The organism is Mycobacterium malmoense, assembly GCF_019645855.1.
Lineage (GTDB): Bacteria > Actinomycetota > Actinomycetes > Mycobacteriales > Mycobacteriaceae > Mycobacterium > Mycobacterium malmoense.
The window spans coordinates 1,719,521-1,741,653 of the sequence record NZ_CP080999.1 but is presented as its reverse complement, the minus strand read 5'-3'; the positions used below and the strand labels follow the sequence as shown (position 1 = coordinate 1,741,653).

Annotated in this window: 23 protein-coding genes and 2 pseudogenes; 5 read left to right on the top strand and 20 right to left on the bottom strand. The window is 69.8% G+C overall.

The window, feature by feature from the left end:
- Positions 1–8 precede the first annotated feature (8 nt).
- Genes K3U93_RS08075 through rpsB form a run of 3 tightly spaced genes read right to left on the bottom strand, consistent with a single transcriptional unit; the run spans position 9 to position 3,148 of the window.
- The gene (locus K3U93_RS08075) at positions 9–1,418 is read right to left on the bottom strand and encodes an amidase (protein ID WP_071510288.1); all 1,410 of its coding nucleotides are present in this window, start codon (positions 1,416–1,418) and stop codon (positions 9–11) included.
- Between the two features lie 43 nt (positions 1,419–1,461).
- Entirely contained in the window at positions 1,462–2,286 is an 825-nt protein-coding gene (tsf, locus tag K3U93_RS08070; RefSeq protein WP_071510289.1) for a translation elongation factor Ts, read from the bottom strand.
- Between the two features lie 10 nt (positions 2,287–2,296).
- Complete coding sequence (rpsB, locus tag K3U93_RS08065; protein WP_071510290.1) at positions 2,297–3,148, bottom strand: 30S ribosomal protein S2; 852 nt, start codon at positions 3,146–3,148, stop codon at positions 2,297–2,299.
- A 227-nt stretch (positions 3,149–3,375) separates the two neighbouring features.
- On the opposite strand from rpsB, the pseudogene K3U93_RS08060 reads away from it, so the two are divergent.
- A pseudogene (locus K3U93_RS08060) lies at positions 3,376–3,861 on the top strand (M23 family metallopeptidase); the annotation flags it as partial.
- Between the two features lie 95 nt (positions 3,862–3,956).
- Here K3U93_RS08060 and K3U93_RS08055 read toward each other — a convergent pair.
- From K3U93_RS08055 to K3U93_RS08030, 6 genes are read right to left on the bottom strand one after another with little or no spacing between them, the layout of a single operon-like run.
- Complete coding sequence (locus tag K3U93_RS08055; protein WP_071510291.1) at positions 3,957–4,847, bottom strand: tyrosine recombinase XerC; 891 nt, start codon at positions 4,845–4,847, stop codon at positions 3,957–3,959.
- 33 nt (positions 4,848–4,880) lie between these two features.
- The gene (locus K3U93_RS08050; protein WP_071510292.1) at positions 4,881–6,053 is read right to left on the bottom strand and encodes an alpha-hydroxy-acid oxidizing protein; all 1,173 of its coding nucleotides are present in this window, start codon (positions 6,051–6,053) and stop codon (positions 4,881–4,883) included.
- 29 nt (positions 6,054–6,082) lie between these two features.
- On the bottom strand, positions 6,083–6,934 hold the full coding sequence (locus tag K3U93_RS08045) for a siderophore-interacting protein (RefSeq protein WP_071510293.1): 852 nt from the start codon (positions 6,932–6,934) through the stop codon (positions 6,083–6,085).
- A gap of 34 nt (positions 6,935–6,968) precedes the next feature.
- Positions 6,969–8,117 (bottom strand): DNA-processing protein DprA, encoded by a 1,149-nt coding sequence (gene dprA, locus K3U93_RS08040; RefSeq protein WP_071510294.1) that lies wholly within the window; start codon positions 8,115–8,117, stop codon positions 6,969–6,971.
- Complete coding sequence (locus K3U93_RS08035; RefSeq protein WP_071510295.1) at positions 8,114–9,625, bottom strand: YifB family Mg chelatase-like AAA ATPase; 1,512 nt, start codon at positions 9,623–9,625, stop codon at positions 8,114–8,116. Before K3U93_RS08035 ends, dprA begins: the two co-directional genes overlap by 4 nt.
- Positions 9,625–10,011, bottom strand: coding sequence for a YraN family protein (locus K3U93_RS08030; protein WP_071510296.1), 387 nt, complete (start codon positions 10,009–10,011; stop codon positions 9,625–9,627). Before K3U93_RS08030 ends, K3U93_RS08035 begins: the two co-directional genes overlap by 1 nt.
- A gap of 165 nt (positions 10,012–10,176) precedes the next feature.
- Here K3U93_RS08030 and K3U93_RS08025 point away from each other — a divergent pair, with 165 nt between their 5' ends.
- The gene (locus tag K3U93_RS08025) at positions 10,177–10,401 is read left to right on the top strand and encodes a hypothetical protein (protein ID WP_071510297.1); all 225 of its coding nucleotides are present in this window, start codon (positions 10,177–10,179) and stop codon (positions 10,399–10,401) included.
- A 48-nt stretch (positions 10,402–10,449) separates the two neighbouring features.
- Here the strand turns inward: K3U93_RS08025 and fdhD are convergent, their stop codons facing one another.
- The gene (gene fdhD / locus K3U93_RS08020; RefSeq protein ID WP_083009974.1) at positions 10,450–11,271 is read right to left on the bottom strand and encodes a formate dehydrogenase accessory sulfurtransferase FdhD; all 822 of its coding nucleotides are present in this window, start codon (positions 11,269–11,271) and stop codon (positions 10,450–10,452) included.
- Positions 11,271–13,595 carry an FdhF/YdeP family oxidoreductase gene (locus K3U93_RS08015; RefSeq protein WP_083009973.1) on the bottom strand — a complete coding sequence of 775 codons (2,325 nt, stop codon included), beginning with the start codon at positions 13,593–13,595 and terminating at the stop codon, positions 11,271–11,273. Before K3U93_RS08015 ends, fdhD begins: the two co-directional genes overlap by 1 nt.
- 238 nt (positions 13,596–13,833) lie before the next feature.
- Here K3U93_RS08015 and K3U93_RS08010 point away from each other — a divergent pair, with 238 nt between their 5' ends.
- Positions 13,834–14,604 carry a GAF and ANTAR domain-containing protein gene (locus K3U93_RS08010; protein WP_071510300.1) on the top strand — a complete coding sequence of 257 codons (771 nt, stop codon included), beginning with the start codon at positions 13,834–13,836 and terminating at the stop codon, positions 14,602–14,604.
- Between the two features lie 11 nt (positions 14,605–14,615).
- On the opposite strand, the gene K3U93_RS08005 is transcribed toward K3U93_RS08010, so the two are convergent.
- The 4 genes and pseudogenes from K3U93_RS08005 to rplS all read right to left on the bottom strand — a co-directional run bounded on the left by K3U93_RS08005 (position 14,616) and on the right by rplS (position 17,060).
- The gene (locus K3U93_RS08005; protein ID WP_071510301.1) at positions 14,616–14,921 is read right to left on the bottom strand and encodes a DUF2469 domain-containing protein; all 306 of its coding nucleotides are present in this window, start codon (positions 14,919–14,921) and stop codon (positions 14,616–14,618) included.
- Positions 14,922–14,928: 7 nt separating this feature from the next.
- A pseudogene (locus K3U93_RS08000) lies at positions 14,929–15,759 on the bottom strand (ribonuclease HII).
- Between the two features lie 2 nt (positions 15,760–15,761).
- Positions 15,762–16,625 (bottom strand): signal peptidase I, encoded by an 864-nt coding sequence (gene lepB, locus K3U93_RS07995; protein WP_083009972.1) that lies wholly within the window; start codon positions 16,623–16,625, stop codon positions 15,762–15,764.
- Between the two features lie 93 nt (positions 16,626–16,718).
- Positions 16,719–17,060 (bottom strand): 50S ribosomal protein L19, encoded by a 342-nt coding sequence (gene rplS, locus K3U93_RS07990; RefSeq protein ID WP_071510321.1) that lies wholly within the window; start codon positions 17,058–17,060, stop codon positions 16,719–16,721.
- 339 nt (positions 17,061–17,399) lie between these two features.
- Here rplS and K3U93_RS07985 point away from each other — a divergent pair, with 339 nt between their 5' ends.
- A complete protein-coding gene (locus tag K3U93_RS07985) occupies positions 17,400–18,353 on the top strand; it encodes a serine hydrolase (RefSeq protein WP_083009971.1) in 954 nt (317 codons plus the stop codon).
- A gap of 97 nt (positions 18,354–18,450) precedes the next feature.
- Here the strand turns inward: K3U93_RS07985 and trmD are convergent, their stop codons facing one another.
- The 5 genes from trmD to K3U93_RS07960 form a co-directional block, all read right to left on the bottom strand.
- Positions 18,451–19,137: a tRNA (guanosine(37)-N1)-methyltransferase TrmD gene (gene trmD, locus K3U93_RS07980; protein WP_083009970.1), complete on the bottom strand. Its 687-nt coding sequence runs from the start codon at positions 19,135–19,137 to the stop codon at positions 18,451–18,453.
- Positions 19,134–19,658 (bottom strand): ribosome maturation factor RimM, encoded by a 525-nt coding sequence (gene rimM / locus K3U93_RS07975; protein ID WP_083009969.1) that lies wholly within the window; start codon positions 19,656–19,658, stop codon positions 19,134–19,136. Before rimM ends, trmD begins: the two co-directional genes overlap by 4 nt.
- A 12-nt stretch (positions 19,659–19,670) precedes the next feature.
- A complete protein-coding gene (locus K3U93_RS07970; RefSeq protein WP_036354608.1) occupies positions 19,671–19,913 on the bottom strand; it encodes an RNA-binding protein in 243 nt (80 codons plus the stop codon).
- Positions 19,914–19,918: 5 nt separating this feature from the next.
- Positions 19,919–20,416 carry a 30S ribosomal protein S16 gene (rpsP, locus tag K3U93_RS07965; RefSeq protein WP_083009968.1) on the bottom strand — a complete coding sequence of 166 codons (498 nt, stop codon included), beginning with the start codon at positions 20,414–20,416 and terminating at the stop codon, positions 19,919–19,921.
- A 185-nt stretch (positions 20,417–20,601) separates the two neighbouring features.
- The gene (locus tag K3U93_RS07960) at positions 20,602–21,021 is read right to left on the bottom strand and encodes a nuclear transport factor 2 family protein (RefSeq protein WP_083009967.1); all 420 of its coding nucleotides are present in this window, start codon (positions 21,019–21,021) and stop codon (positions 20,602–20,604) included.
- A 150-nt stretch (positions 21,022–21,171) separates the two neighbouring features.
- Here K3U93_RS07960 and K3U93_RS07955 point away from each other — a divergent pair, with 150 nt between their 5' ends.
- Positions 21,172–22,062 (top strand): D-alanyl-D-alanine carboxypeptidase family protein, encoded by an 891-nt coding sequence (locus K3U93_RS07955; protein ID WP_083009966.1) that lies wholly within the window; start codon positions 21,172–21,174, stop codon positions 22,060–22,062.
- Positions 22,063–22,133 lie beyond the last annotated feature (71 nt).

Here is a 22,133-nt window from a genome sequence, read left to right as displayed (position 1 = left end):
GGACGGGTTCACTCGCGGGCTTGGATCCGGGCCCATGGCCGAGCCTCTTCGAGTTCATAGGCCAGTTCCAGCAGCAGCGCCTCCTGCCCGAGGTCGGCCGAAAGCATCATGCCCACCGGCATGCCGTCCGCGGATTGGGCCAGGGGCAGCGAAATCGCCGGCTCGCCCGTGACGTTCTGCATCGGGGTGAACGCCACCCAGTCGATCAGCCGGTCCATCACCCGCTCATAGTCGGTGGGAGCCAGGTATCCGATCCGCGGCGTCTCGTCGGCCACGGTCGGCATGAGCACCGCGTCGTAGGTGCCGAAGAACCGCGCGGTGCGCCGGCGCAGCCCGCGCAGGCGCACGATCGCCAGCGGGACCCGGTGGATGTTGCGGCTGGCGTGGCGGCACAGGCCGAGCGTCAGGCTGTCCAGCCGGTCGCGGTCGAACGTGTCGCCCAACAGGTGCCGCCCGCCGCGTACCTGTGCCAGCGCCAAAAACCCCCAATACAGCACGAAATCGTCCACGAAGCTGGCCGGCGCCGGGGGGTCGGCGACGTGCTCGACGCGGTGGCCGAGCTCCTCGAGCAGCGCCGCCGACTTCAGCGTCAGCTCGCGCACTTCGGGGCCGCACTCGCGCTGCACCGAGCGGGTCAGCACGGCGATCGTCAACCGCTGCTTGCCCGGCCGCGTGACGTCCCCAATCGGCGCCAGCTTGGGGTTACGTGAGATCCGTTCGGCCTCCCGGTAGAAGGCGGCGGTGTCGCGCACCGAGCGGGTCAGCACGCCGTTGGCGATGATGCGCACCGGCATCCGGCGGAAATCCGGGTCCAGCGGCAACCGGCCGCGCGACGGCTTGAGCCCGACAAGCCCGTTGCAGGAGGCCGGAATTCGGGTCGAGCCGCCGCCGTCGTTGGCGTGCGCGATCGGCACCACGCCGGCGGCGACGAACGCACCCGATCCCGAGGACGAGGCGCCCGCGGTGTGCTCGGTGTCCCACGGGTTGCGGACCGGACCCAGCCGGGGGTGTTCGGCGGATGCGCTGAAGCCGAATTCCGACATCTGCGTCTTGCCCAGCGAGGTGAGCCCCGTTCCCAGGTACAGCCGGGTGAACTCGCCGTCGGCGGCGGCGTTGCGCGGGGTCCACGCGTCGGTGCCCCGCATCGTCGGCTGGCCCGCGACGTCGACGTTGTCCTTGAGGAACGTCGGCACGCCACTAAAGAAGCCACTCGCGGGATCGGCGTTCGCGGTTTCCCGGGCCCGCCCAAACGCCTCGTACGCCAGGGCGTTCAGGGCCGGGTTGAGAGCCTCGGCGCGGGCGATGGCGGCCTCGACGACGTCGGCCCTGCCGACCGAGCCGGCTCGTAGGGCGTCGGCCAGGCCGACCGCGTCGAGGTCACCGAGGGCATCGTCACCGAAAGCGTGCACGCGTCGCATGGCAACGACGCTAGCCCGGTCACGCGCGCTTGCTAAGCCTGGGTTAAGCCTGGCCCACCTCGAAGCGGACGAACCGCGTCACCGTCACGCCGGCCTCGTCGAGCAGGGCCTTGACGGTCTTCTTGTTGTCCGACACCGCCGGCTGCTCCAGCAGGACGGCGTCCTTGAAGAAGCCGTTCAACCGGCCCTCGACGATCTTGGGCAGCGCCTGCTCCGGCTTGCCCTCGGCCTTGGCGGTCTCCTCGGCGATGCGACGTTCGCTGGCCACGACGTCTTCGGGCACGTCCCCGCGGGACAGGTAGCGCGCCTTCAGCGCGGCGATCTGCAGCGCGACGGCGTGCGCGGCGTCTTGGTTCTCCCCCTCGAACTCGACCAGCACACCGACGGCGGGCGGCAGGTCGGCGGCGCGCTTGTGCAGGTAGGTCTCGACGTTGCCGTCGAAGTACTGCACGCGGCGCAGCTCGAGCTTCTCGCCGATCTTGGCGGACAGGTCGGCGATGGCCTGCTCCACGGTCTTATCGGTCTTGTCGCCAATTGTGGCCGCCTTGAGCGTGTCCACGTCGGTGGCCTTGGCGTCCAGCGCGGCGTCGACGACCTGCTCGGCCAGCGCCTGGAACTCGGCGTTCTTGGCGACGAAGTCGGTCTCGGAGTTGAGCTCGATCAGCGCCCCACCCTTGGCAGCGACCAGGCCTTCGGCGGTGGCCCGCTCGGCGCGCTTGCCGACGTCCTTGGCGCCCTTGATCCGGAGCGCCTCGACGGCCTTGTCGAAGTCGCCGTCGGTTTCGGCCAGCGCATTCTTGCAGTCGAGCATGCCGGCACCGGTGAGTTCCCGAAGCCGCTTGACGTCGGCGGCGGTGAAGTTCGCCATCTCAGCCTTCCTATGAGGGGTCAGTGGTCGATTCGGTTGCGCCCGTAGCGGCTTCGGTGGGGGCGGCGGTTGTGGCGGTTGCGGTGGCCGTCGCCGAGGCCAGCAGCTCCTGCTCCCACTCGGCGAGCGGCTCGGCGGACTCCACCTCGGGCTTGCCGTCGCCGCGGCCCAGCCCGGCGCGGGCCTGCAGGCCCTCGGCGACCGCGGAGGCGATCACCTTGGTCAGCAGCGCGGCCGAGCGGATCGCGTCGTCGTTGCCCGGGATCGGGTAGTCGACCTCGTCGGGGTCGCAGTTGGTGTCCAGGATCGCGATGACCGGGATATTCAGCTTGCGGGCCTCGCCGACGGCGATGTGCTCCTTGTTGGTGTCGACGACCCAGACCGCCGACGGCACCTTGTTCATGTCCCGGATGCCGCCGAGGCTGCGCTCCAGCTTGTTCTTCTCCCGGGTCAGGCCCAGGATCTCCTTCTTGGTGCGGCCCTCGAAGCCGCCGGTCTGCTCCATCGCCTCGAGCTCCTTGAGGCGCTGCAGCCGCTTGTGCACGGTGGAGAAGTTGGTGAGCATGCCGCCCAGCCAGCGCTGGTTCACGTAGGGCATGCCGACGCGGGTGGCCTCGGCCGCGACCGACTCCTGCGCCTGCTTCTTGGTGCCGACGAACAGCACGGTGCCTCCGTGGGCGACGGTCTCCTTGACGAACTCGTACGCCTTGTCGATGAAGGTCAGCGTCTGCTGCAGGTCGATGATGTAGATGCCGTTGCGGTCGGTGAAGATGAACCGCTTCATCTTGGGATTCCAGCGACGGGTCTGATGCCCGAAGTGGGTGCCGCTGTCCAGCAGCTGCTTCATGGTGACTACGGCCATGCGTATGCCTTACTTGTGTCGGTTGTCGCCCGGCATCGGGTGAGCCGGGCCCTGGCGTCTGCGGAATGCCGCACCCGTCTTGACGGGACCGCACGGCAATCGGTTGGCTGCAGGCGCGTGAAGTCAGCCCGCTGGTGCGAGCTGCGCCGAGAAGTTTACACGCCGTATTCCACAGGGTTGGCTGCGGTGACTGGCCCGCCCGCTGCCTGCTGCGCTGAACTGAACCGATGCGAGGGGCGGCGCTTGTGCTGTGCTGGGCGCTGGTCAGCGCGGCACCGGCGGTTGCCGACGACGCCCGGCTGGATTGGCCGCTGCGGCCGCGGCCGGCGGTCGTCCGGGGTTTCGACGCCCCGTCACCCGACTGGAATCGCGGGCACCGCGGCGTGGACCTGGCCGGCGCCCCCGGTCAGCCGGTGTACGCCGCCGGCGCCGCGACCGTGGTGTTCGCCGGGCAGCTGGCCGGGCGGCCGGTGGTGTCGCTGGCCCATCCCGGCGGCTTGCGCACCAGCTACGAGCCGGTCCGGGCCGCCGTCCGGGCAGGTCAGGCCGTGACGGCGCGGACCGTGATCGGCGAGTTGGTGGCCGGGCATGCCGGCTGCGCGGCCGCGGCGTGCCTGCACTGGGGCGCGATGTGGGGCCCGGCGTCGGGCGCCCACTATGTCGATCCGCTGGGCCTGCTGAAGTCCACCCCGATCCGCCTCAAGCCGCTAGCGCTTTGCGGCGCCGAGCAGACGCAGACTCGCACGATCCGGGGCCCGGACGTGCGAGTCTGCGTCTGCTCGCGCCACTTAGGCCCACTTAGGCCCACTTAGGCGCGCGGGTGGGCCTGGTCGTGCACCGCCCGCAGTCGGGAGACCGCGACGTGGGTGTAGAGCTGGGTGGTCGCCAGGCTGGAATGGCCGAGCAGCTCCTGGACGACCCGCAGGTCGGCCCCGCCCTCGAGCAGGTGCGTGGCCGCGCTGTGTCGCAGCCCGTGCGGCCCCATGTCGGGCGCGCCGTCGACCGCGGCGACGGTCTGGTGCACCACGGTGCGCGCCTGGCGCACGTCGAGCCGGCGGCCGCGCGCGCCCAGCAGCAGCGCCGGCCCGGAGTCCGCGGTCGCCAGGGCGGGACGCCCGTCGGCCAGCCAGCCGCCAAGCGCGTCGGCGGCCGGCGCGCCGAACGGCGCGGTGCGCTGCTTGTTGCCCTTGCCCAGCACACGCACCAGCCGGTGCCGAGTGTCGACATCGTCGACGTCCAGGCCGCACAGCTCGCTCACCCGGATGCCGGTCGCGTACAGCATCTCGACGATCAGCCGGTCCCGCAACGCCAGCGGATCGCCTTGCTCCGCACCGGATTTCGCGGCCGTCATGGCCTGTAGCGCCTGATCCTGGCGCAGCACCGCCGGCAGCGCGCGGTGGGCCTTCGGCACCTGCAGCCGAGCCGCCGGATCCGCGGTGAGCAGGCCGCGCCGCGCCGCCCACGCGGTGAACGCCTTGACCGCCGAGGTGCGACGGGCCAGCGTGGTGCGGGCCGCGCCGGCGCCGGCCGCCGCGGCCAGCCACGCCCGCAGGACCGGCAGGCTCAACCCGTCCAGGCCGCGCCCGTCCAGAAACGCGAACAGCGAGCGCAGGTCGCCCAGGTATGCCCGGCGGGTGTGCGCCGAGCGGCCGCATTGCAGGGCCAGGTACTCGTCGAACTCCTCGAGGATCGCCTGCACTCCCCCACGGTCGCAGGCGTGGCCCGCTCGGTCTCAGTCGACGCGCCGAAGCGTGTCCGGGGTGAGATCTTTGAGCGTCCGATATCCGTCGACGGCCATGATCAGGTCCGCTTCGGCGAGCAGCGCGCGCAGCACGTGCACGACGCCGTCGACGCCCCCCAGCGCCAGGCCGTAGGCGTACGGACGGCCGACGCCCACCGCGGTCGCGCCCAGCGCGAGCGCCTTGATGATGTCGGCGCCGCTGCGGATGCCCGAATCGAAGAGCACGGGCAGGCCGTCGGCCGCCTCGACCACCGCCGCCAGGCAATCCAGCGCGGGCAGGCCGCCGTTGGCCTGCCGGCCGCCGTGGTTGGAGCAGTAGATGCCGTCGACGCCGCCGTCCTTGGCGCGCCGGGCGTCGTCGGGATGGCAGATGCCCTTCACGAGCAGCGGCAGGTCGGTCAGCGACCGCAGCCATGGGAGATCATCCCAGCTCAGGGGCGCTCCGAAGACTTGCACCCAGCGCAGCACGGCGCCTTGCGGGTCTTCCTCGGGCGGGCGCTGCAGGCTGGCGCGGAACACTGGGTCGCTGGTGTAGTTGCTCAGGCAGTGCCCGCGCAGCTGGGGAAAGTTCGACGTGCTCAGGTCGCGGGGGCGCCAGCCCGTGACCCAGGTGTCGAGGGTGACGACGATGCCCTTGAACCCGGCCGCCTCCGCCCGGTGCACCAGGCTGGCGGCCAGCTCGCGGTCGGTCGGGGTGTACAGCTGGAAAAACCCGGGCGTATCGCCCAAGGCGGCGGCCACGTCTTCCATCGGGTCGGCCGACAGTGTGGAGGCCACCATCGGGACGCCGGTGACCGCGGCCGCCCGTGCCGTGGCCAGGTCGCCGTGGACGTCCTGAGCGCAGAGGCCGATGACGCCGATCGGCGCCAGGAACGCCGGGGCCGGCACGGCCTGGCCGAACAGCTCGACGGAGAGGTCGCGTTGTGCGGCGCCCACGAACATGCGCGGGACGAGGCCCCAGCGCTCGAAGGCCGCGCAGTTGGCCCGCTGCGTGCGCTCGTCGCCGGCTCCCCCGGCGACGTAGGACCAGATCGACGGCGGCAGCGCCGCTTTGGCTTTGGCCTCCAGCTCCGCGAAGGCCATCGGCAGCGACGGCACCACCCCGGCCAGGCCTTGCAGGTAGATCTCGTTCTGGTAGTCCCCGAAATGGGGTGTGAATGCCATGCGGTAGACAATGCCAGGCTGGCGAGGCCCTAATGAGCCCCGGCCTCGGCCTCAGCCAGTTCTTTCTTCCATTGCCGGAACGTTTCCTCGGTGCGGCCGCGCCGCCAGTAACCCGAGATGGACGAGGCCCATTTGGCGTCCACGCCGCGCTCTTTGCGGATGTACGGCCGCAGGTTGTGCATGACGGCCTGCGCCTCGCCATGGATGAAGACATGCGCCTGCCCGGGCAACCACTGGGTGGCGGTGACCGCCTCGATCAACGGCGCGAAATCGCCGGCGCGGTCCTCGGGAGCCAGGTCGGCGCGGCCACCGCGGTAGACCCAGCTCACCTCGACGGCATCCGGTGCGGTCAGCGGGATCTCGTCTTCCTGGTCGGCCACCTCGATGAACGCCTTGCCCACCGCATCGGGGGGCAGGGCTTCCAGCGCCGCGGCGATGGCCGGCAGCGCCGACTCGTCGCCGGCCAGCAGGTGCCAATCGGCGGCCGGGTCGGGCGTGTAGGCGCCGCCGGGACCCATCAGGTAGATCGGCTGGCCCGGCCGGGCCGCCGCCGCCCACAGGCCCGCGATCCCGTGCTCGCCATGCATCACGATGTCCACCGCGATCTCGCGGGCCGCGACGTCGACATGACGGACCGTCATGGTCCGTACCGAGGGCTTCTGCTCGGTGGGCAGGCCGGCGAAGCTGTCCAGGGTCAACGGCCGGGGCCACCCGGCCATGTCGACATCGTCCGCGACGAAAACCAGCTTGACGTAGGAATCGGTGAATTTGCTGGGCACGAACGCGTCGAAATGACTGCTCCCAAGCACCACCCGGACCATGTGCGGCGTGAGCTGTTCGGTGCGGACAACTTCGAAGCTCTGCAGCGGTCGACCTGCCACTTATCCTCCCGTCCCGACCCAACCCCGACGTCGACTATACGAGCCGCGCCCCTGCAGCCGGGGCCGCGCAGGTGCGAACGATCCGCCATCGCCCGTCGGCGGGCTGCGCCAACCCGGCCACCTCGAGGATCGCCAGCGGTCCGAGCACCCGCTCGGGCGCCAGGCCCGCCGCGACCGCGATCTCGTCGACCGTGACGGCGCCGCGGCCCGGCAGCGCCTCGTACACCCGGCGCTCGGCGCCGCTCAGCCCGTCGAGCGCCGTGGCCGGGCGCGGCTCCTCGGGTGCCAGTTCGCCGATCCGGCCGGCGAGCTCGACGATGTCGTCGGCTCGGGTGACCAGCTCGGCACCGTTGCGCAGCAACGCATGACACCCCGCCGACGCCGACGATGTCACCGGTCCGGGCACCGCGGCCACCACCCGTCCCAAAGCCCGTGCCCAGGCGGCGGTGTTCGCCGCGCCGCTGCGCAGGCCCGCCTCCACCACCACGGCGGCCCCCGCGGCGGCGGCGACCAGGCGGTTGCGGGTCAGGAACCGGTGCCGGGCCGGGCGGACACCCGGCGGGTATTCGGTGAACAACAGCCCGTGCTGGCCGATGCGATGCAGCAGCGCCGAATGACCCGCCGGGTAGGGGATGTCGAGCCCGCCGGCGAGGACGGCGACGGTGATTCCGTCGCAGTCAAGCGCCGCACGGTGGGCCGCGCCGTCGATGCCGTAGGCGCCGCCGGAGACCACCGCGACGTCGCGCTCGACCAGCCCGCCGGCCAAGTCGGCGGCCACCTGCTCGCCGTACACCGTCGAGGCGCGGGTTCCGACCAGGGCGGCCGCGCGTTGGGAGACTTCGTCGAGGCGTTGGGGGCCCAGCGCCCACAACACCATCGGCGGCCCGCCGCGGGACCGGACCTCGGCGCTGCCGAACGCGGCGAACGCGAGCGCCGGCCATTCGTCGCAGCCGGGCGTGATCAATCGCCCGCCGCGACGGGCGAGAAGTTCGAGATCGGCTGCTGCCCGGTCTATTTGGCGCCTGGCCTCGGTGTGCCGCGCCACGTCGTCGTCGACCAAACCGCGCCGGACCCGGTCGGCCGCCTCCACCGGGCCGACGCGGTTCACCAGGGCCGCCAGCTCCGCGCACGGCGGTTCGGCCACCCGCGACAGGTAAGCCCACGCCAACACCGGACCGCTCATCGCCGCGCCCCCGCTTGCCGAAAGCTGAGCGCGGCGGCGACCTCCTCGGGCCCGGGCGCTACCCGGCCGGCCAGGTCGGCCAGGCTCCACGCGACCCGCAGGGTCCGATCCAGCCCGCGGATGCTGAGCAGCCCGCGGTCCAGCGCCCTTTTCAGCGGGTCCATCGCGGCGTTGCTGGGCCGGAACTTTCGCCGCAGCAGCGTCCCGCTGACCTCGGCATTGGTGCGAAATCCGTGCGGTTGCCAGCGGTCGGCGGCCGCGTCGCGCGCCGCCGCCACCCGCCGGCGAACCTGGTCCGTCGATTCGCCGTCGGTGACCGCGAACGCCCCGGCGCGCGCCGGATGCATCTGCACCCGCAGGTCCACCCGGTCCATCAGGGGGCCGGACAGCTTGCCCAGATAGCGCCGTTTGGCCGCCGCCGCGCAGACGCAGTCCTGCGGATCGGCCGGCGCGCACGGGCACGGGTTGGCGGCCATAACCAGCTGGAACCGGGCGGGGTAGCAGGCCACCCCGTCGCGGCGGGCGAGACGAATTTCCCCGTCCTCCAACGGCGTTCGTAACGCTTCCAGCGCGCTGACGCGGATCTCGGCGCATTCGTCGAGGAACAGCACCCCGCGATGCGCCCGGCTGACGGCGCCCGGGCGGGCCATCCCCGAACCCCCGCCGACGAGCGCCGCGACGCTGGAGCTGTGGTGTGGTGCCACGAACGGCGCCCTGGTGATCAACGGTGTGTCCGCCGACAGCAGGCCGGCCACCGAGTGAATCGCGGTGACCTCCAGGGACTCGCTTTCCGACAGCGGCGGCAGCAATCCTGGAAGGCGTTGCGCCAGCATCGTTTTGCCCACCCCGGGCGGCCCAGTCAACATGAGGTGATGCGCCCCGGCGGCCGCCACCTCCACGGCGAACCGCGCTTGCGCCTGCCCGACCACGTCGGCCAGGTCCGCCGTCGGCTCCGGCTCCGTGGCCTCCGGACCGAGCCTGCTGTCCAGGTCGCCGGAACCGCCGAGCCAGCCCTGCAGCTGCCTCAGGGTGCGCACGCCCCAGACGTCGATCCCGTCGACCAGGCTGGCCTCGGCCAAGTTGCCCACCGGGACAACGACGGCCGGCCAGCCGTCGCGTTTGGCGGCCAACACGGCGGGCAGCACCCCGCGCACCGGCCGCACCCTTCCGTCCAGCGACAGCTCACCCAGCAGCACCGCCTTCTCCAGGCGTTCCCACGGGTGTTTTCGCTGCGCCGAAAGCACGGCGGCGGCCAAGGCGATGTCGTAGACCGATCCCATCTTCGGCAGCGTCGCCGGCGAGAGCGCGAGCGTGAGCCGGGCCTGGGGCCAGCTGTTGCCGCAATTGGTGACCGCCGCGCGGACCCGGTCGCGCGACTCCTGCAGGGCGGCGTCGGGCAGGCCCACCAGGTGCACACCCGGCAGGCCGGAGGTGATGTCGGCCTCGATTTCGACGATCTGCCCGTCCAGTCCGCGCACGGCGACCGAGAATGCGCGCCCGAGCGCCATCAGCCGATCCCCTGCAGATGGGTGATCTCCGGGGTGCGGCCTGAGTTTTTAGGCCCGACCCGCACACCGATCACGTCGATGCGCACCGCCGCCCACCGCCGGTCTTGTCCCGCCAGCCACAGCCCGGCCAGCCGGCGCAGCCGTCGGACTTTGCGCTGGGTGACGGCGTACGGCAGCCCGCCATAGCCGTCGCCGCTGCGGGTTTTCACCTCGACGAACACCACGGTGCGGGTGGCCTCGTCGGAGGCAATCACGTCGAGCTCGCCGTAGCGGCAGCGCCAGTTGCGGCCGAGGATCCGCAACCCCATCCTCGTCAGGTGGTCCACCGCGAGCGCCTCGCCCATCGCGCCCAGCTGGATCCGGGTCATCGTCGTTTGGGTTGTCATGCCGGCCAGGGTGCGCGGTGACCCCGACGTGGTGTGGCGCTGCCAAGGCCGAATGGCCAGCGGAGCACATAGTTATCCCCAGTGCCGCAACCATCCACAGGCGGCCTGGGAGCCGGATGTTGGAAACGAATATTTCGATGCTTTCGCGGCATATGCTCGCCGGCGATGGCTTACAACCTCCCCATCCTCTCCCGCACGGTCGCCGGCGACCGGTGTGACGTCGGTGGCTGCGGCGATCCGGGTGACGTCAGCCAGGTGTTCGCCTGGTCGCGCCACGGCAAGCCGGGGTGCACGTGGTGCCGAGCGCAACGTGACGCTCTACACCGACGGCTGGCGCTGCCACACACCCACTCCAGGTGCGTCACGGGCGACGAACTCGCGACCAGCTGAACGAAAGCTGCCGGATCGACCCAGGTATACACCGCGCCAGCGCGGTGCTTACGTGATCCGGTCCGCCCTGGTGTAGACGTTCATCGAGTTCTCCCGCAGGAACGCCACCAGCGTTATCCCGGATTCCTCGGCCAGCGAGACCGCCAGCGACGACGGCGCCGACACCGCGGCCAGCACGGGAATCCCTGCCATGACGGCCTTTTGCGTCAGCTCGAACGAGGCCCGTCCGCTGACCAACAGCACGGAGGCCCCCAGCGGCACCCGCTCGTGTTCCAGCGCCCAGCCGACGACCTTGTCGACGGCATTGTGCCTGCCGATGTCCTCGCGCACCACGAGCGCCGTGCCGTCGACCGAGAACAGCGCGGCGGCGTGCAACCCACCGGTGCTGTCGAAAACCTTTTGCGCGGCGCGAAGTTGGCCGGGCATCGCCTTGAGTGTGCCCGCGGCGACGGCCGCCGGATCCGAGCCGGGCGAAAAGCGGCCGATGAGCCGCACCGCCTCCAGCGATGCCTTGCCGCAGACACCGCACGACGAGGTGGTGTAGAAGTTGCGGGTGACGTCGAGATCGGGCGGGTCGACCCCGGGCGCCAAGGTCACGTCCACAACGTTGTAGGTGTTGGCCCCGTCCTCGCCGCGCCCGCCGCAGTAGCGGATGGTCAGCACGTCGTCGCGACCCCAGATCACCCCCTCGGTGAGCAGAAAGCCTTGTGCAAGTTCGAAATCCGAGCCGGGCGTGCGCATGGTGACCGTGACCGGCGCGCCGTTGACGCGGATCTCCAGCGGCTCCTCGACGGCCAGGGTCTCCGGCCGCGTGACGGCCCGCTCCGCGGTGAGATGGTGCGCGCGCCGGCGCGCCGTGACGTTCCCCACTACGTCGCCGGCTCCACCCGGATCGTGATCGCCTTCGACACCGGGGTGTTCGATTTGTCCGCGGTGTGATCCAGCGGAACCAGCGGATTGGTCTCCGGGTAGTAGGCCGCGGCGTTACCGACCGGCGTCGAATAGGCCACCACCAGAAAGTCTTTCGCGCGCCGCTCCTGCAGCCGGCCCTCCGCGTCGGTCCACTCCGACACCAGATCGACGCGCTTGCCCGCCGTCAGGCCCAGCGCCTCGATGTCGGCCGGGTTGATGAACACCACGCGACGGCCACCCTTCACCCCGCGATAACGGTCGTCGAGCCCGTAGATCGTGGTGTTGTACTGGTCGTGGCTGCGCAGCGACTGCAGCACCAGCCGGCCCGGCGGCACCGGCACCCACCGCAGCGGGTTGATCGCGAAGTTGGCTCTGCCTGTGCTGGTGCGGAATTCGCGTGCATCGCGCGGCGGATGGGGAAGCTGGAATCCGTCGGGCGCCCGCACCCTGCGGTTGTAGTCGGCGCAGCCGGGGACCACCGCGGCGATCGCGTCGCGGATGGTGTCGTAGTCGGCGGCGAAACGCTCCCACGGGACCGGGTGCGCCGCGCCGAGCAGCGTGCGCGCCAGCTCGCAGACGATTTCCACCTCGCTGCGCACCAGGTCGCTGGGCGGGTGCAGACCGCCGCGGGACAGGTGCACCATCGACATCGAATCCTCGACCGAGACAACCTGTTTCCGCCCGCCGCGGATGTCGCGGTCGGTGCGTCCCAGCGTCGGCAGGATCAGCGCGGTGGAACCGTGCACGAGGTGACTGCGGTTGAGCTTGGTCGAAATCTGCACGGTGAGCGCGCAATTGCGCAACGCGGCCTCGGTGACGGCGGTATCGGGGGTGGCCGACGCGAAGTTGCCGCCCATGCCCACGAAGACGGTGGCTCGCCCGTCGCGCATCGCGCGGATCGCGGCCACCGTGTCGTAGCCGTGCTTGCGCGGGCTGGTGATGCCGAACTCGCGGTCCAGGGACGCCAGGAACCGTTCGGGCATCTTCTCCCAGATGCCCATCGTGCGGTCGCCCTGCACGTTGGAGTGCCCGCGCACCGGGCAGACACCCGCGCCCGGCTTGCCGATCATGCCGCGCAGCAGCAACAGATTGGTGACCTCGCCGATGGTGTCGACCGCATGGGTGTGCTGCGTCAGGCCCATCGCCCAGCACACAACGGTGCGCTGCGACGCCATCAGCATCGCGGCGACGCGCTCGAGTTGTGGGCGCCCAATGCCGGTGGCGGCGAAGACCGTATCGAGGTCGATGCCGAGGGTCCGGCGTCGGTAGTCGTCGAACCCGGCACAGTGCGCGTCGACGAAGGCGCGGTCGACGACGGTGCCCGGGGCGCGGTCGTCGGCCTCGAGCAACAACCTGCCCAGCCCGGCGAACAACGCCATGTCGCCGCCCAGGCGGATCTGCACGAACTCGTCGGCGATCGGGATACCGTGCCCCACAACGCCCTTCACCTTCTGCGGGTCCTTGAAACGGATCAGCCCGGCCTCGGGCAGAGGATTCACCGCAATGATCTTGGCGCCGTTGACTTTTGCCTTCTCCAGAACCGAGAGCATCCGCGGATGGTTGGTGCCCGGATTCTGTCCGGCGATGACGATCAGGTCGGCATGCGCGACGTCGTCGACGGTGACGGATCCCTTTCCGATGCCGATCGACTCGGTCAGCGCCGATCCCGACGACTCGTGACACATGTTGGAGCAATCGGGCAGGTTGTTGGTGCCGAAACAGCGGACCAGCAGCTGGTAGCAGAACGCGGCCTCGTTACTGGTGCGACCCGACGTGTAGAACACGGCCTCATCGGGGTCCGCCAGGGCGCCCAAATGCTCGGCGATCACCCGGTAGGCGTCGTCCCAGCCGATCGGCCGGTAGCGGTCGTCACCGGGGCGCAACACCATCGGGTGGGTGAGCCGGCCCTGTTGGGACAGCCAGTACTCGGGCTTGGCCGCCAGTTCGGCCACCGTGTGCCGCGCGAAAAACTCCGGTGTGACGGTGCGCTTGGTGGCCTCTTCGGCGACGGCCTTGGCGCCGTTCTCGCAGAACTCGGCCAGCTTGCGTCCGCCGTGCTCCTCGGGCCACGCGCATCCGGGGCAGTCGAAGCCGTTGCGCTGGTTGAGCCGGGCCAGCGCCGCCGCGGTGCGCACCGCGCCCATCTGCTCGAACCCCCGCTGCAGCGAGACCAGCACCGCTCGCACGCCCGCGGCCTCTGGTTTGTGGGGCACCACGGTAACCGCGTGTTCGTCGTAGTCGGCGGGGATATCGCCGGACGCGGCCGAGCGGTCGAATCTCACGGACTCAAATTACAGCCTTGCGGGCCGCGCGCTCCCCGGGTGTCAGACCGCCTTCCCAGCGAGCGCCGCCAGGGTGTCCTTCCGTCCCCCTGAAACCGCGAGTGACGAAATTCGCGAGTCGATACTCTCGATGGAAGGGCCGTGGGCAACAGCGCGTGCGGCTCGTTTTGGCGGCCCGCTAATCTACGGCGATCGCGTGCGGGTCAAACCACCGACACCGCGAGAAATGAGGCACAGCATGGCAGACGAATCGAATGCCGGCGCGGGCGGTTCGGGCGCTGCCGGGGAGAAGGCCGATCCGGCGACCGTCTTCGCCGCCCTCGCCGAGATCATCTATCAAGGCTCGGACGCCACAGAGATGTACGCGGCCATCTGCGTCGCCGCGACCCTGGCTATCCGGGGCTGTGACCACGCCAGCCTGTTAGTGCGCACAAACGATCGCTATGTCACCGTCGGCGCGAGCGACCGCCTCGCCTACCAGATCGACGAGCTGGAGCGGCGCGCCGGCGACGGCCCCTGCATCGATGCGATCGAGGAGGAAACCCCCCAGATCGACACGGACCTGACCACGCCGTCCCTGTGGCCCAAGCTCGCGTCCGTCCTGGTCGCGGAGACACCGGTGCGCGGTGCCATGGGCTTTCGGCTCCTGGTCGACAAGCGCAAGGGAGCCGCGCTCAACCTGTTCAGCGACACCCCCAACCTGTTCGACGCCGAGGCCGCCGGACGGGCGGCGGTGCTCGCAGCGTTCGCCAGCGTGGCCATCAACGCGGTCACCAAGGGTGAAGACGCCGCGACCCTGCGCCGTGGACTGCTCAGCAACCGCGAAATCGGCAAGGCGGTCGGCATGCTGATGCTGCTGCACGACATGACCGAAGAGCAGGCGTTCGACCTACTGCGGCGCCACTCCCAGGCCCTGAACATCAAGCTGGCCGAGGTGGCGCGGGCCATCATCGAAAACCGTGGTCAACTGCCCTCCGACGGCGACGATCGGCTTACGCCGGGCGCATAGTCTTTCGGGGGCTATTCCGGCAGGCGCAGCTCGGGCTTCTCGACCTCTTCGATGTTGACGTCCTTGAACGTGACCACCCGCACCTGCTTGACGAACCGCGCCGGCCGGTACATGTCCCACACCCAGGCGTCGGACAGTCGCAGCTCGAAGTACACCTCGCCGTCGGCGTTGCGCGGCATCAGCTCCACGCTGTTGGCCAGGTAGAAGCGCCGCTCGGTTTCCACGACGTAGCTGAACTGGCCGACGATGTCCTTGTATTCGCGGTACAGCGAGAGCTCCATCTCGGTTTCGTACTTTTCGAGATCTTCTGCACTCATCTGCCACTCACCTGCTCAGACGTCCTTCTTCCCTGACAACTTTCCCCGGCGTTCCGTGGGCCTTTTTACCCGCCGCGGCCCGCATCGTCGCCGGGTGGGAACCTGGTCCCATCTTTCCTCACCGGTATCCGTCACGCTCGGCCGGAGGGTCCGGTTCGCACACGGCCACCACCTGCGAACCCGACCCGGTCGCCACCCGCCGCACGTTGATGAACGAATAGCGGTGCTCGGGGCAGGGGCCCAACCGCGTCAGCGCCATGGAGTGGGCCGGCGTGCTGTAGCCCTTGTGGTCGGCGAACCCGTAGCCGGGGTGGTCGGCGTCCATCGCGACCATCAACCGGTCGCGGCTGACCTTCGCCAGCACACTGGCCGCGGCGATGCAGGCGGCCACGCCGTCTCCCCCGACCACCGGCAGCGACGGCATGGGCAGGCCGGGCACGCGGAAGCCGTCGCTCAGCACGTAACCGGGACGCACGGACAGGCCGGCCACCGCGCGGCGCATGCCCTCGATGTTGGCCACGTGCACCCCGCGCCGGTCCACCTCTTCGGAAGGGATGAACACCACGTGGTAGGCCAGGGCGTAGCGGCGGATCAACGGGAACAGCCTCTCCCGCGCCTTTTCGGTCAGCTTCTTCGAATCATCCAGCGCCGCAAGGCTTTCCAATCGCCCCGGGCCGAGCACACAGGCCGCCACCACCAGCGGGCCCGCACACGCGCCGCGACCCACCTCGTCGACCCCGGCCACCGGCCCCAGGCCGCTGCGGTACAGCGCCGACTCCAGGGTGCGCAGACCCCCCGACTTGCGGATCACCGTCCGCGGCGGCCAGGTGGTGACCATGGTCACTGGCCCTGCTGGGGGTTCACCGATCCCACACCACCCCACCGCGACGGCGGCCACACGATGAACCTGGCCTTGCCGATGACATTGGACACCGGCACGGTCCCCGACATCGGATCGCCGGTGCACAACACGCCCTTGAGGGCGTCGGCCGGGATGCTGGTGCAGTGGGCCCGCGAGTCCGCCGAGTGCGTGCGGTTGTCACCCATCACCCACAGCCGCCCCGGCGGCACGGCGACCGGCCCGAACTCGCTGCCCAGGCACGGATACACCGACGGGTCGGCCATCATGGTGGCGGGACTCAGGTACGGCTCCTTGAGCGGCTTGCCGTCGACCGTCAACCCAGTGTCGGCCCGGCACTGCACCGTCTGCCCTCCCACCGCGATGACCCGCTTGACCAGGTCGTTTTCGTCAGGCGGCACGAAACCGATGAACGACAGCGCGTTTTGCACCCAGCGCAGCGCGGTGTTGTTGGAGCGGATCGACTTGTATCCGGCGTTCCACGACGGAGGCCCCTTGAAGACGATTACGTCACCGGGGTGCGGTGAGCCGAAGCGGTAGGTGAGCTTGTCCACCATGATGCGGTCGCCAACGCAGCCCGTGCACCCGTGCAGCGTGGGCTCCATGGATTCCGACGGGATCAGGTACGGCCGCGCGACGAACGTCAGCATGACGTAGTAGAGCGCCACCGCGATCACCGCCAGGATCGCGAGTTCGCGCAGCGCGGACTTCTTGGGCTCGGCCTCTTCGGGCGGCGGGGACCCCTCGGCCGGCACCCGGGTGTCCCTGGGGTCGCGGGTAGAGACCTTCGGCTCTGACTGGCCAGCGTCGGACGGGGGCTCAGGCGAGTCCGGGGTATCGGTCACGGGATCAGCGTAGCCAGCGCAGATTGTGGCCCCGTAAACCGGCGAGTGAATCGGCCCCTAACCGGTTGGGCGACCCGCAACGGGCGCACCCGGTCAGCGCTTTTCCTTGATCTTGGCCTTCTTGCCGCGGAGTTCACGCAGGTAGTACAGCTTGGCGCGGCGGACATCGCCACGGGTCACCACCTCGATATGGTCGATGTTCGGCGAATGCACCGGGAAGGTCCGTTCGACGCCGACGCCGTAGCTCTCCTTGCGCACGGTGAACGTCTCACGGATGCCGCCGCCCTGCCGACGGATCACCGCGCCCTTGAACACCTGAATACGCTCCTTGGCGCCCTCGATCACCTTGACGTGGACGTTGACGGTGTCACCCGGGCTAAAGGCCGGGATGTCGTCGCGCAGCGACGCCTGATCGACGAAATCCAGCCTGTTCATCTTGAGAAAACACTTCCTTGCGGTCGCGGCTCGCGGCGGCTGCCCACGCGCGGGCGTGGGGCGGTCATCAAGCCGATGGGTTTCGGGCTTCAGTGCGTATCTCGCAGCGGGCGGGAAGCGGCCCGGCCCGCTGACACGGTGGAGACAACTGCACAATTGTGCCAGACGGCCCGCGCGCAGTGAAAATCACAGGTAAACGTCGCGGTTCGCGACGGGCCGAAGGCGCTGGTGGATGGTACATATGACTGGGGCCAAAACGCGCTAGTCGAACCCGAAACTCCCCGGGGCGGATGGCGAGACGGCCCGCACGTGCACGTCCAAGGCCGAAAGAGAGACAGGATGCGCGCCCGCCCGCCCGCCGTGCTCACCGCCATCGCGCTGATGACGCTGGTGTTGGCCGGATGCGACGAGGCATTGGTCGGGCCGCAGGTCCAAGCGAAGGTGCCCAGCAAGCCGGCACACGGCGCGCCCGCCCGGTCGCCGACGCAACCGGAGACGGTGCAACTGCTGCTGGACACCATCACGATGCCGGGGCCGACGCAGGCCCTGCCCAGCTCCGGGTTCGACGGTCTCCGGGCCCGCATCCAGCGGGCGATCGACGACGCCGCCGCCGGCGGGGCCGCGCTGTCGGTCGCCGTCCTCGACCGCAAGACGCGCGAGCTGGTGTCCAACGGCAACACCCAGATCGTCGGCACCGCATCGGTGGCCAAGCTCTTCATCGCCGACGATCTGCTGCTGGCCGAATCCGAGGGCAAGACCACCCTGTCCCCGGAGGACCGCCAGGCGTTGGATGTCATGCTGCAGTCGTCCGACGACGGCGCCGCCGAAAAGTTCTGGGGTCAGGGCGGTGGCGAGGCCATCATCACCCAGGTCGCCACCCGGTACGGGCTCTCGTCCACCACCCCGCCCAGCGACGGACGCTGGTGGAACACGACGAGCTCGCTGACCGACCTGGTCCACTACTACGACATGCTGCTCGACGGGTCGGGCGGGCTGCCGGCGGAGCGGGCCACGATCATCGTCAACGACCTGGCGCGGTCCACCCCGAACGGGATCGACGGCTATCCGCAGCGGTTCGGCATTCCCGAGGGCCTGTTCGCCGAGCCGGTGGCGGTCAAGCAGGGCTGGATGTGCTGCATCGGCAGCGACTGGATGCACCTGTCGACCGGCGTGATCGGCGCCGACCACCGCTACGTCATGGTGGTCCAGTCGCTGCAGCCCTCCGACGACGCCACCGCGCGACAGACGATCACCCAGGCCGTCAAGACGATGTTTCCCAACGGCCGAATCTGACCGGCGCCAGGTTTCCCGCGCGAGTTTCCCGCGCGAGCAGACGCAGAATCGCACGAATTCGGCTCAGCGCGTGCGAGTTTGCGTCTGCTCGGCGGCGTCAGTCCGCCAGGTCGGGGCGGCGTTCCCGGGTGCGCCGCAGCGACACCTCCCGGCGCCAGGCGGCGATCCGCGCGTGATCACCGGACAGCAGGACCTCGGGAACGTCGAGCCCGCGCCAGCTCGGCGGCCGGGTATAGCTCGGCCCCTCCAGCAGCCGGTCCAGGCCCGGCGAGTGCGAATCATGTTGATGCGACGCGGGATTGCCGAGAACTCCGTCGAGCAGCCGCAGCACGGCCTCGATCATCACCAGTGCGGCCGACTCGCCGCCCGGCAACACATAGTCGCCGATCGAGACCTCCTCGACCCGCATCCGCCGGGCGGCGTCCTCGATGACCCGCTGGTCGATGCCCTCGTAGCGGCCGCACGCGAACACCAGGTGCGTCTCGGTGGTCCAGCGCTGGGCGGTCGCCTGGGTGAACAGCGCACCGGCCGGGGTGGGGACAACCAAAAGTGTTTCGCTGGAACAGATTTCATCCAGCGCCTCACCCCACACCGGTGCCTTCATCACCATCCCGGGGCCGCCGCCGTAGGGCGCGTCGTCCACCGAGTGGTGCACGTCGTGCGTCCACCGGCGCAGGTCGTGCACGCGCAAATCGATTAGGCCCGACGCAATCGCCTTGCCCGGCAACGATTGCCGCAGCGGATCCAGGTAGGCAGGGAAGATCGTGACGACGTCGATTCTCATGCCAGGTCCAGCAGGCCCTCGGGCGGATCGATCTCGATCAGCCCCTCGCCCAGCGACACCGACGTCACGATCGCGCCGACGAAAGGCACCAAGACTTCGGCACTTTCGGCGCCGCGCCGCACCGCCAACAGCTCACCGGCCGCGGTGTGCAGCACCTCGGCGACGACACCGACGTCCTGCCCCGTCGTCGTCCGGACACGAAGGCCCTCGAGCTGGTGGTCGTAGTAGGTGTCCGGCTCATCGATCGGCGGGAGATCATCGGAATCCACGACGAACAGGCTGCCCCGCAACGCGTCGGCGGCGTCGCGGTCGTTCACCCCGGCCAATCGCACCAGCAGCCGCCCACCGTGCTCGCGCGCGCTCTCGACGACATAGTCGCGTTCCCCGTCATCGCGGGATCGCTTGGCGCGCAATGTATTACCCGGCGCAAACCGGGTAGCGGGATCGTCGGTGCGGATTTCCACCACCACGTCGCCGCCGATGCCGTGGGCTTTGACGACGCGCCCGACCGTCAACTCCAAGGGAGTTCCCCGCTACTGGTCGGTGTCCACCACGTCGACGCGGATGCCACGGCCACCGATCCCGGCGACCAGCGTGCGCAACGCGGTCGCGGTGCGTCCCCCGCGGCCGATCACCTTGCCCAGATCGTCGGGATGCACGTGCACCTCCACCGTCCGCCCACGCCGGCTGGTCACGAGGTCGACCCGGACATCGTCGGGGTTGTCGACGATCCCGCGGACCAGATGCTCGACAGCGTCAACGACGACCGTGCTCATGTCGGTCAGCTTTCGGTCGTCTGCTCGGACTGCTCGCCGCCCTCGGCCGGCGCGTCGTCGGCGTCGGCGTCGGACTCCGACGAGGCCGCTTTGGCCGGTTTCGCGGCCTTCTTGGCCAAGGCCTTCTTCTTCGGTTTCGCGGCCTCGGTGGTGGGCGCGCCTTCAGCTTGAGCCAACGCGGCGTTGAACAGCTCCAGCTTGCTGGGCTTGGCCGGGGCGACCTTCAGGCGGCCCTCGGCGCCCGGCAGGCCCTTGAACTTCTGCCAGTCACCGGTGATCTTCAGCAGCTTGAGGACGGGCTCGGTGGGCTGGGCCCCCACCGAAAGCCAGTACTGGGCCCGCTCGGAGTTGATCTCGATGAGGCTCGGGTCTTCCTTCGGGTGATACCGGCCGATGACCTCGATCGAGCGGCCGTCGCGCCGGGTGCGGGCGTCCGCGACGGCGATGCGGTACTGAGGATTGCGGATCTTGCCAAGCCGAGTCAGCTTGATCTTCACAGCCATGGTTAAGCGATGTCTCCTGTGTGTGTCACGCTGCAATTCGGCGGCCAGGGCGGGATGCCCGGACCCGGTTTTGCCTCGCGTGTGTGACCGGCGCGCAAGCACCCCGATCGAGGTGGGTCGCGCGGCGGACAGCCGCCTATTGTGCCAGATCTGGGGTCTTGGGCATAAATTCGCCCGCCCGAGCCTCACATCACTTTCTGGAAGACCTTCGATTCGACCCGGCGGGTCATTCGCCAGCCCTCCGGGGTGCGCACGAACTCGTCGTCGTACCACAGCCCGCAAAACAGCGCCTGGTTCTTGTCTCCGGGAAGCACCATGGGGTTGAAGCAGATCACCCGCGACGACGCGGTGTCCCCGTCGATGTGGACCGCGAAGTTGCCGAGCATGTGGGCGTACACCGGGAAGTTCGGCAACACCTCCGAGAGCCACTTCTTGACTTCGGGATAGTGGCCGTCGATGCCGCCCAGGGCCGTGTAGTCGATGTACGCGTCCGGCGTGAACACCTTGTCCAGGTCGTCGAATCGGCGCTGGTCGATGGCGGTGGAATAGTCCACCAGCAGCTGCTGGATCTCTAGGCGGTCGGAAATTTCGGCCAGGCTCAACATGCGTCGATTCAACACCGTCCCTCGGCCGCGAGCGTGCGCAATTGCACACCGTTGCGCGGTGTGTCGTGTGCAGACGCGCACGCTCGCGGTTGGTCTGGGGGTAGCTCGCGGTTGGTCTGGGGGTAGCGCACGCCGTTAAACTTTGCGCCCATGCGCAAGCTCATGGCCTTCATGGTCAGGGCCGTCGCCGTGCTGGCCGTCGGCGCCTGCGGTGCGGCCGTGAGCGCGGCCGCCGTCTTGGCCGACAGCGCGCAGCCCGTCGGCTCGGTGCCGATCCCCGACGGCCCGGCCCAGACCTGGATCGTGGCCGATCTGGACAGCGGTCAGGTGCTCGCCGACCGTGACCAGAACGTCCCCCACCCGCCCGCGAGCACCATCAAGGTGCTGCTGGCGTTGGTGGCCCTGGACCAGCTGAGCCTGGACTCCACCGTCGTCGCCGACGCGGCGGACACCCAGGTCGAGTGCAACTGCGTCGGCATCAAACCGGGCCGCACCTACACCGCGCGCCAGCTGCTCGACGCGCTGCTGCTGGTGTCGGGCAACGACGCCGCCAACACGCTGGCGCACATGATGGGCGGGCCCGACGCCACGGTGGCCAAGATGAACGCCAAGGCCGCGTCCCTGGGGGCGACCAACACGCACGCGGCGACGCCGTCGGGCCTGGACGGGCCCGGCGGCTCCGGGGCGTCGACGGCGCACGACCTGGCCGTCATCTTCCGGACCGCCATGGCCAACCCGGTGTTCGCGCAGATCACCGCCGAGCCGTCGGCGATGTTCCCCGGCGATAACGGCGATCACCCAATCCTCAACCAGGACGAGCTGCTACAGCGCTATCCCGGGGCCATCGGCGGCAAGACCGGCTTCACCAACGCGGCCCGCAAGACGTTCGTCGGCGCCGCCGGCCGCGGTGGCCGACGGCTGGTGATCGCCATGATGTACGGGCTGGTGAAAGAGGGCGGGCCGACGTACTGGGACCAGGCCGCGAGCCTGTTCGACTGGGGTTTCGCGCTCAACCCGGAGACCGGCATCGGCTCGCTATAGGGCTCGCTATAGGCCCGCGAGCAGACGCGGAATCGCACTGCGCGGGTCCCCCGCGTGCGATTCTGCGTCTG

Bases quoted from the DNA above. Each gene is read 5' to 3' on its own strand.
- K3U93_RS08005 (WP_071510301.1), bottom strand. From the start codon at position 14,921: ATGAGTGCAGAAGATCTCGAAAAGTACGAAACCGAGATGGAGCTCTCG.
- tsf (WP_071510289.1), bottom strand. From the start codon at position 2,286: ATGGCGAACTTCACCGCCGCCGACGTCAAGCGGCTTCGGGAACTCACC.
- K3U93_RS08035 (WP_071510295.1), bottom strand. From the start codon at position 9,625: ATGGCGCTCGGGCGCGCATTCTCGGTCGCCGTGCGCGGACTGGACGGG.
- K3U93_RS08030 (WP_071510296.1), bottom strand. From the start codon at position 10,011: ATGACAACCCAAACGACGATGACCCGGATCCAGCTGGGCGCGATGGGC.
- rplS (WP_071510321.1), bottom strand. From the start codon at position 17,060: ATGAACAGGCTGGATTTCGTCGATCAGGCGTCGCTGCGCGACGACATC.
- K3U93_RS08010 (WP_071510300.1), top strand. From the start codon at position 13,834: ATGGCAGACGAATCGAATGCCGGCGCGGGCGGTTCGGGCGCTGCCGGG.
- K3U93_RS07955 (WP_083009966.1), top strand. From the start codon at position 21,172: ATGCGCAAGCTCATGGCCTTCATGGTCAGGGCCGTCGCCGTGCTGGCC.
- rpsP (WP_083009968.1), bottom strand. From the start codon at position 20,416: ATGGCTGTGAAGATCAAGCTGACTCGGCTTGGCAAGATCCGCAATCCT.
- dprA (WP_071510294.1), bottom strand. From the start codon at position 8,117: ATGAGCGGTCCGGTGTTGGCGTGGGCTTACCTGTCGCGGGTGGCCGAA.
- K3U93_RS08050 (WP_071510292.1), bottom strand. From the start codon at position 6,053: ATGGCATTCACACCCCATTTCGGGGACTACCAGAACGAGATCTACCTG.
- K3U93_RS07970 (WP_036354608.1), bottom strand. From the start codon at position 19,913: ATGAGCACGGTCGTCGTTGACGCTGTCGAGCATCTGGTCCGCGGGATC.
- rpsB (WP_071510290.1), bottom strand. From the start codon at position 3,148: ATGGCCGTAGTCACCATGAAGCAGCTGCTGGACAGCGGCACCCACTTC.
- K3U93_RS08025 (WP_071510297.1), top strand. From the start codon at position 10,177: ATGGCTTACAACCTCCCCATCCTCTCCCGCACGGTCGCCGGCGACCGG.
- K3U93_RS08075 (WP_071510288.1), bottom strand. From the start codon at position 1,418: ATGCGACGCGTGCACGCTTTCGGTGACGATGCCCTCGGTGACCTCGAC.
- K3U93_RS07985 (WP_083009971.1), top strand. From the start codon at position 17,400: ATGCGCGCCCGCCCGCCCGCCGTGCTCACCGCCATCGCGCTGATGACG.
- trmD (WP_083009970.1), bottom strand. From the start codon at position 19,137: ATGAGAATCGACGTCGTCACGATCTTCCCTGCCTACCTGGATCCGCTG.
- K3U93_RS07960 (WP_083009967.1), bottom strand. From the start codon at position 21,021: ATGTTGAGCCTGGCCGAAATTTCCGACCGCCTAGAGATCCAGCAGCTG.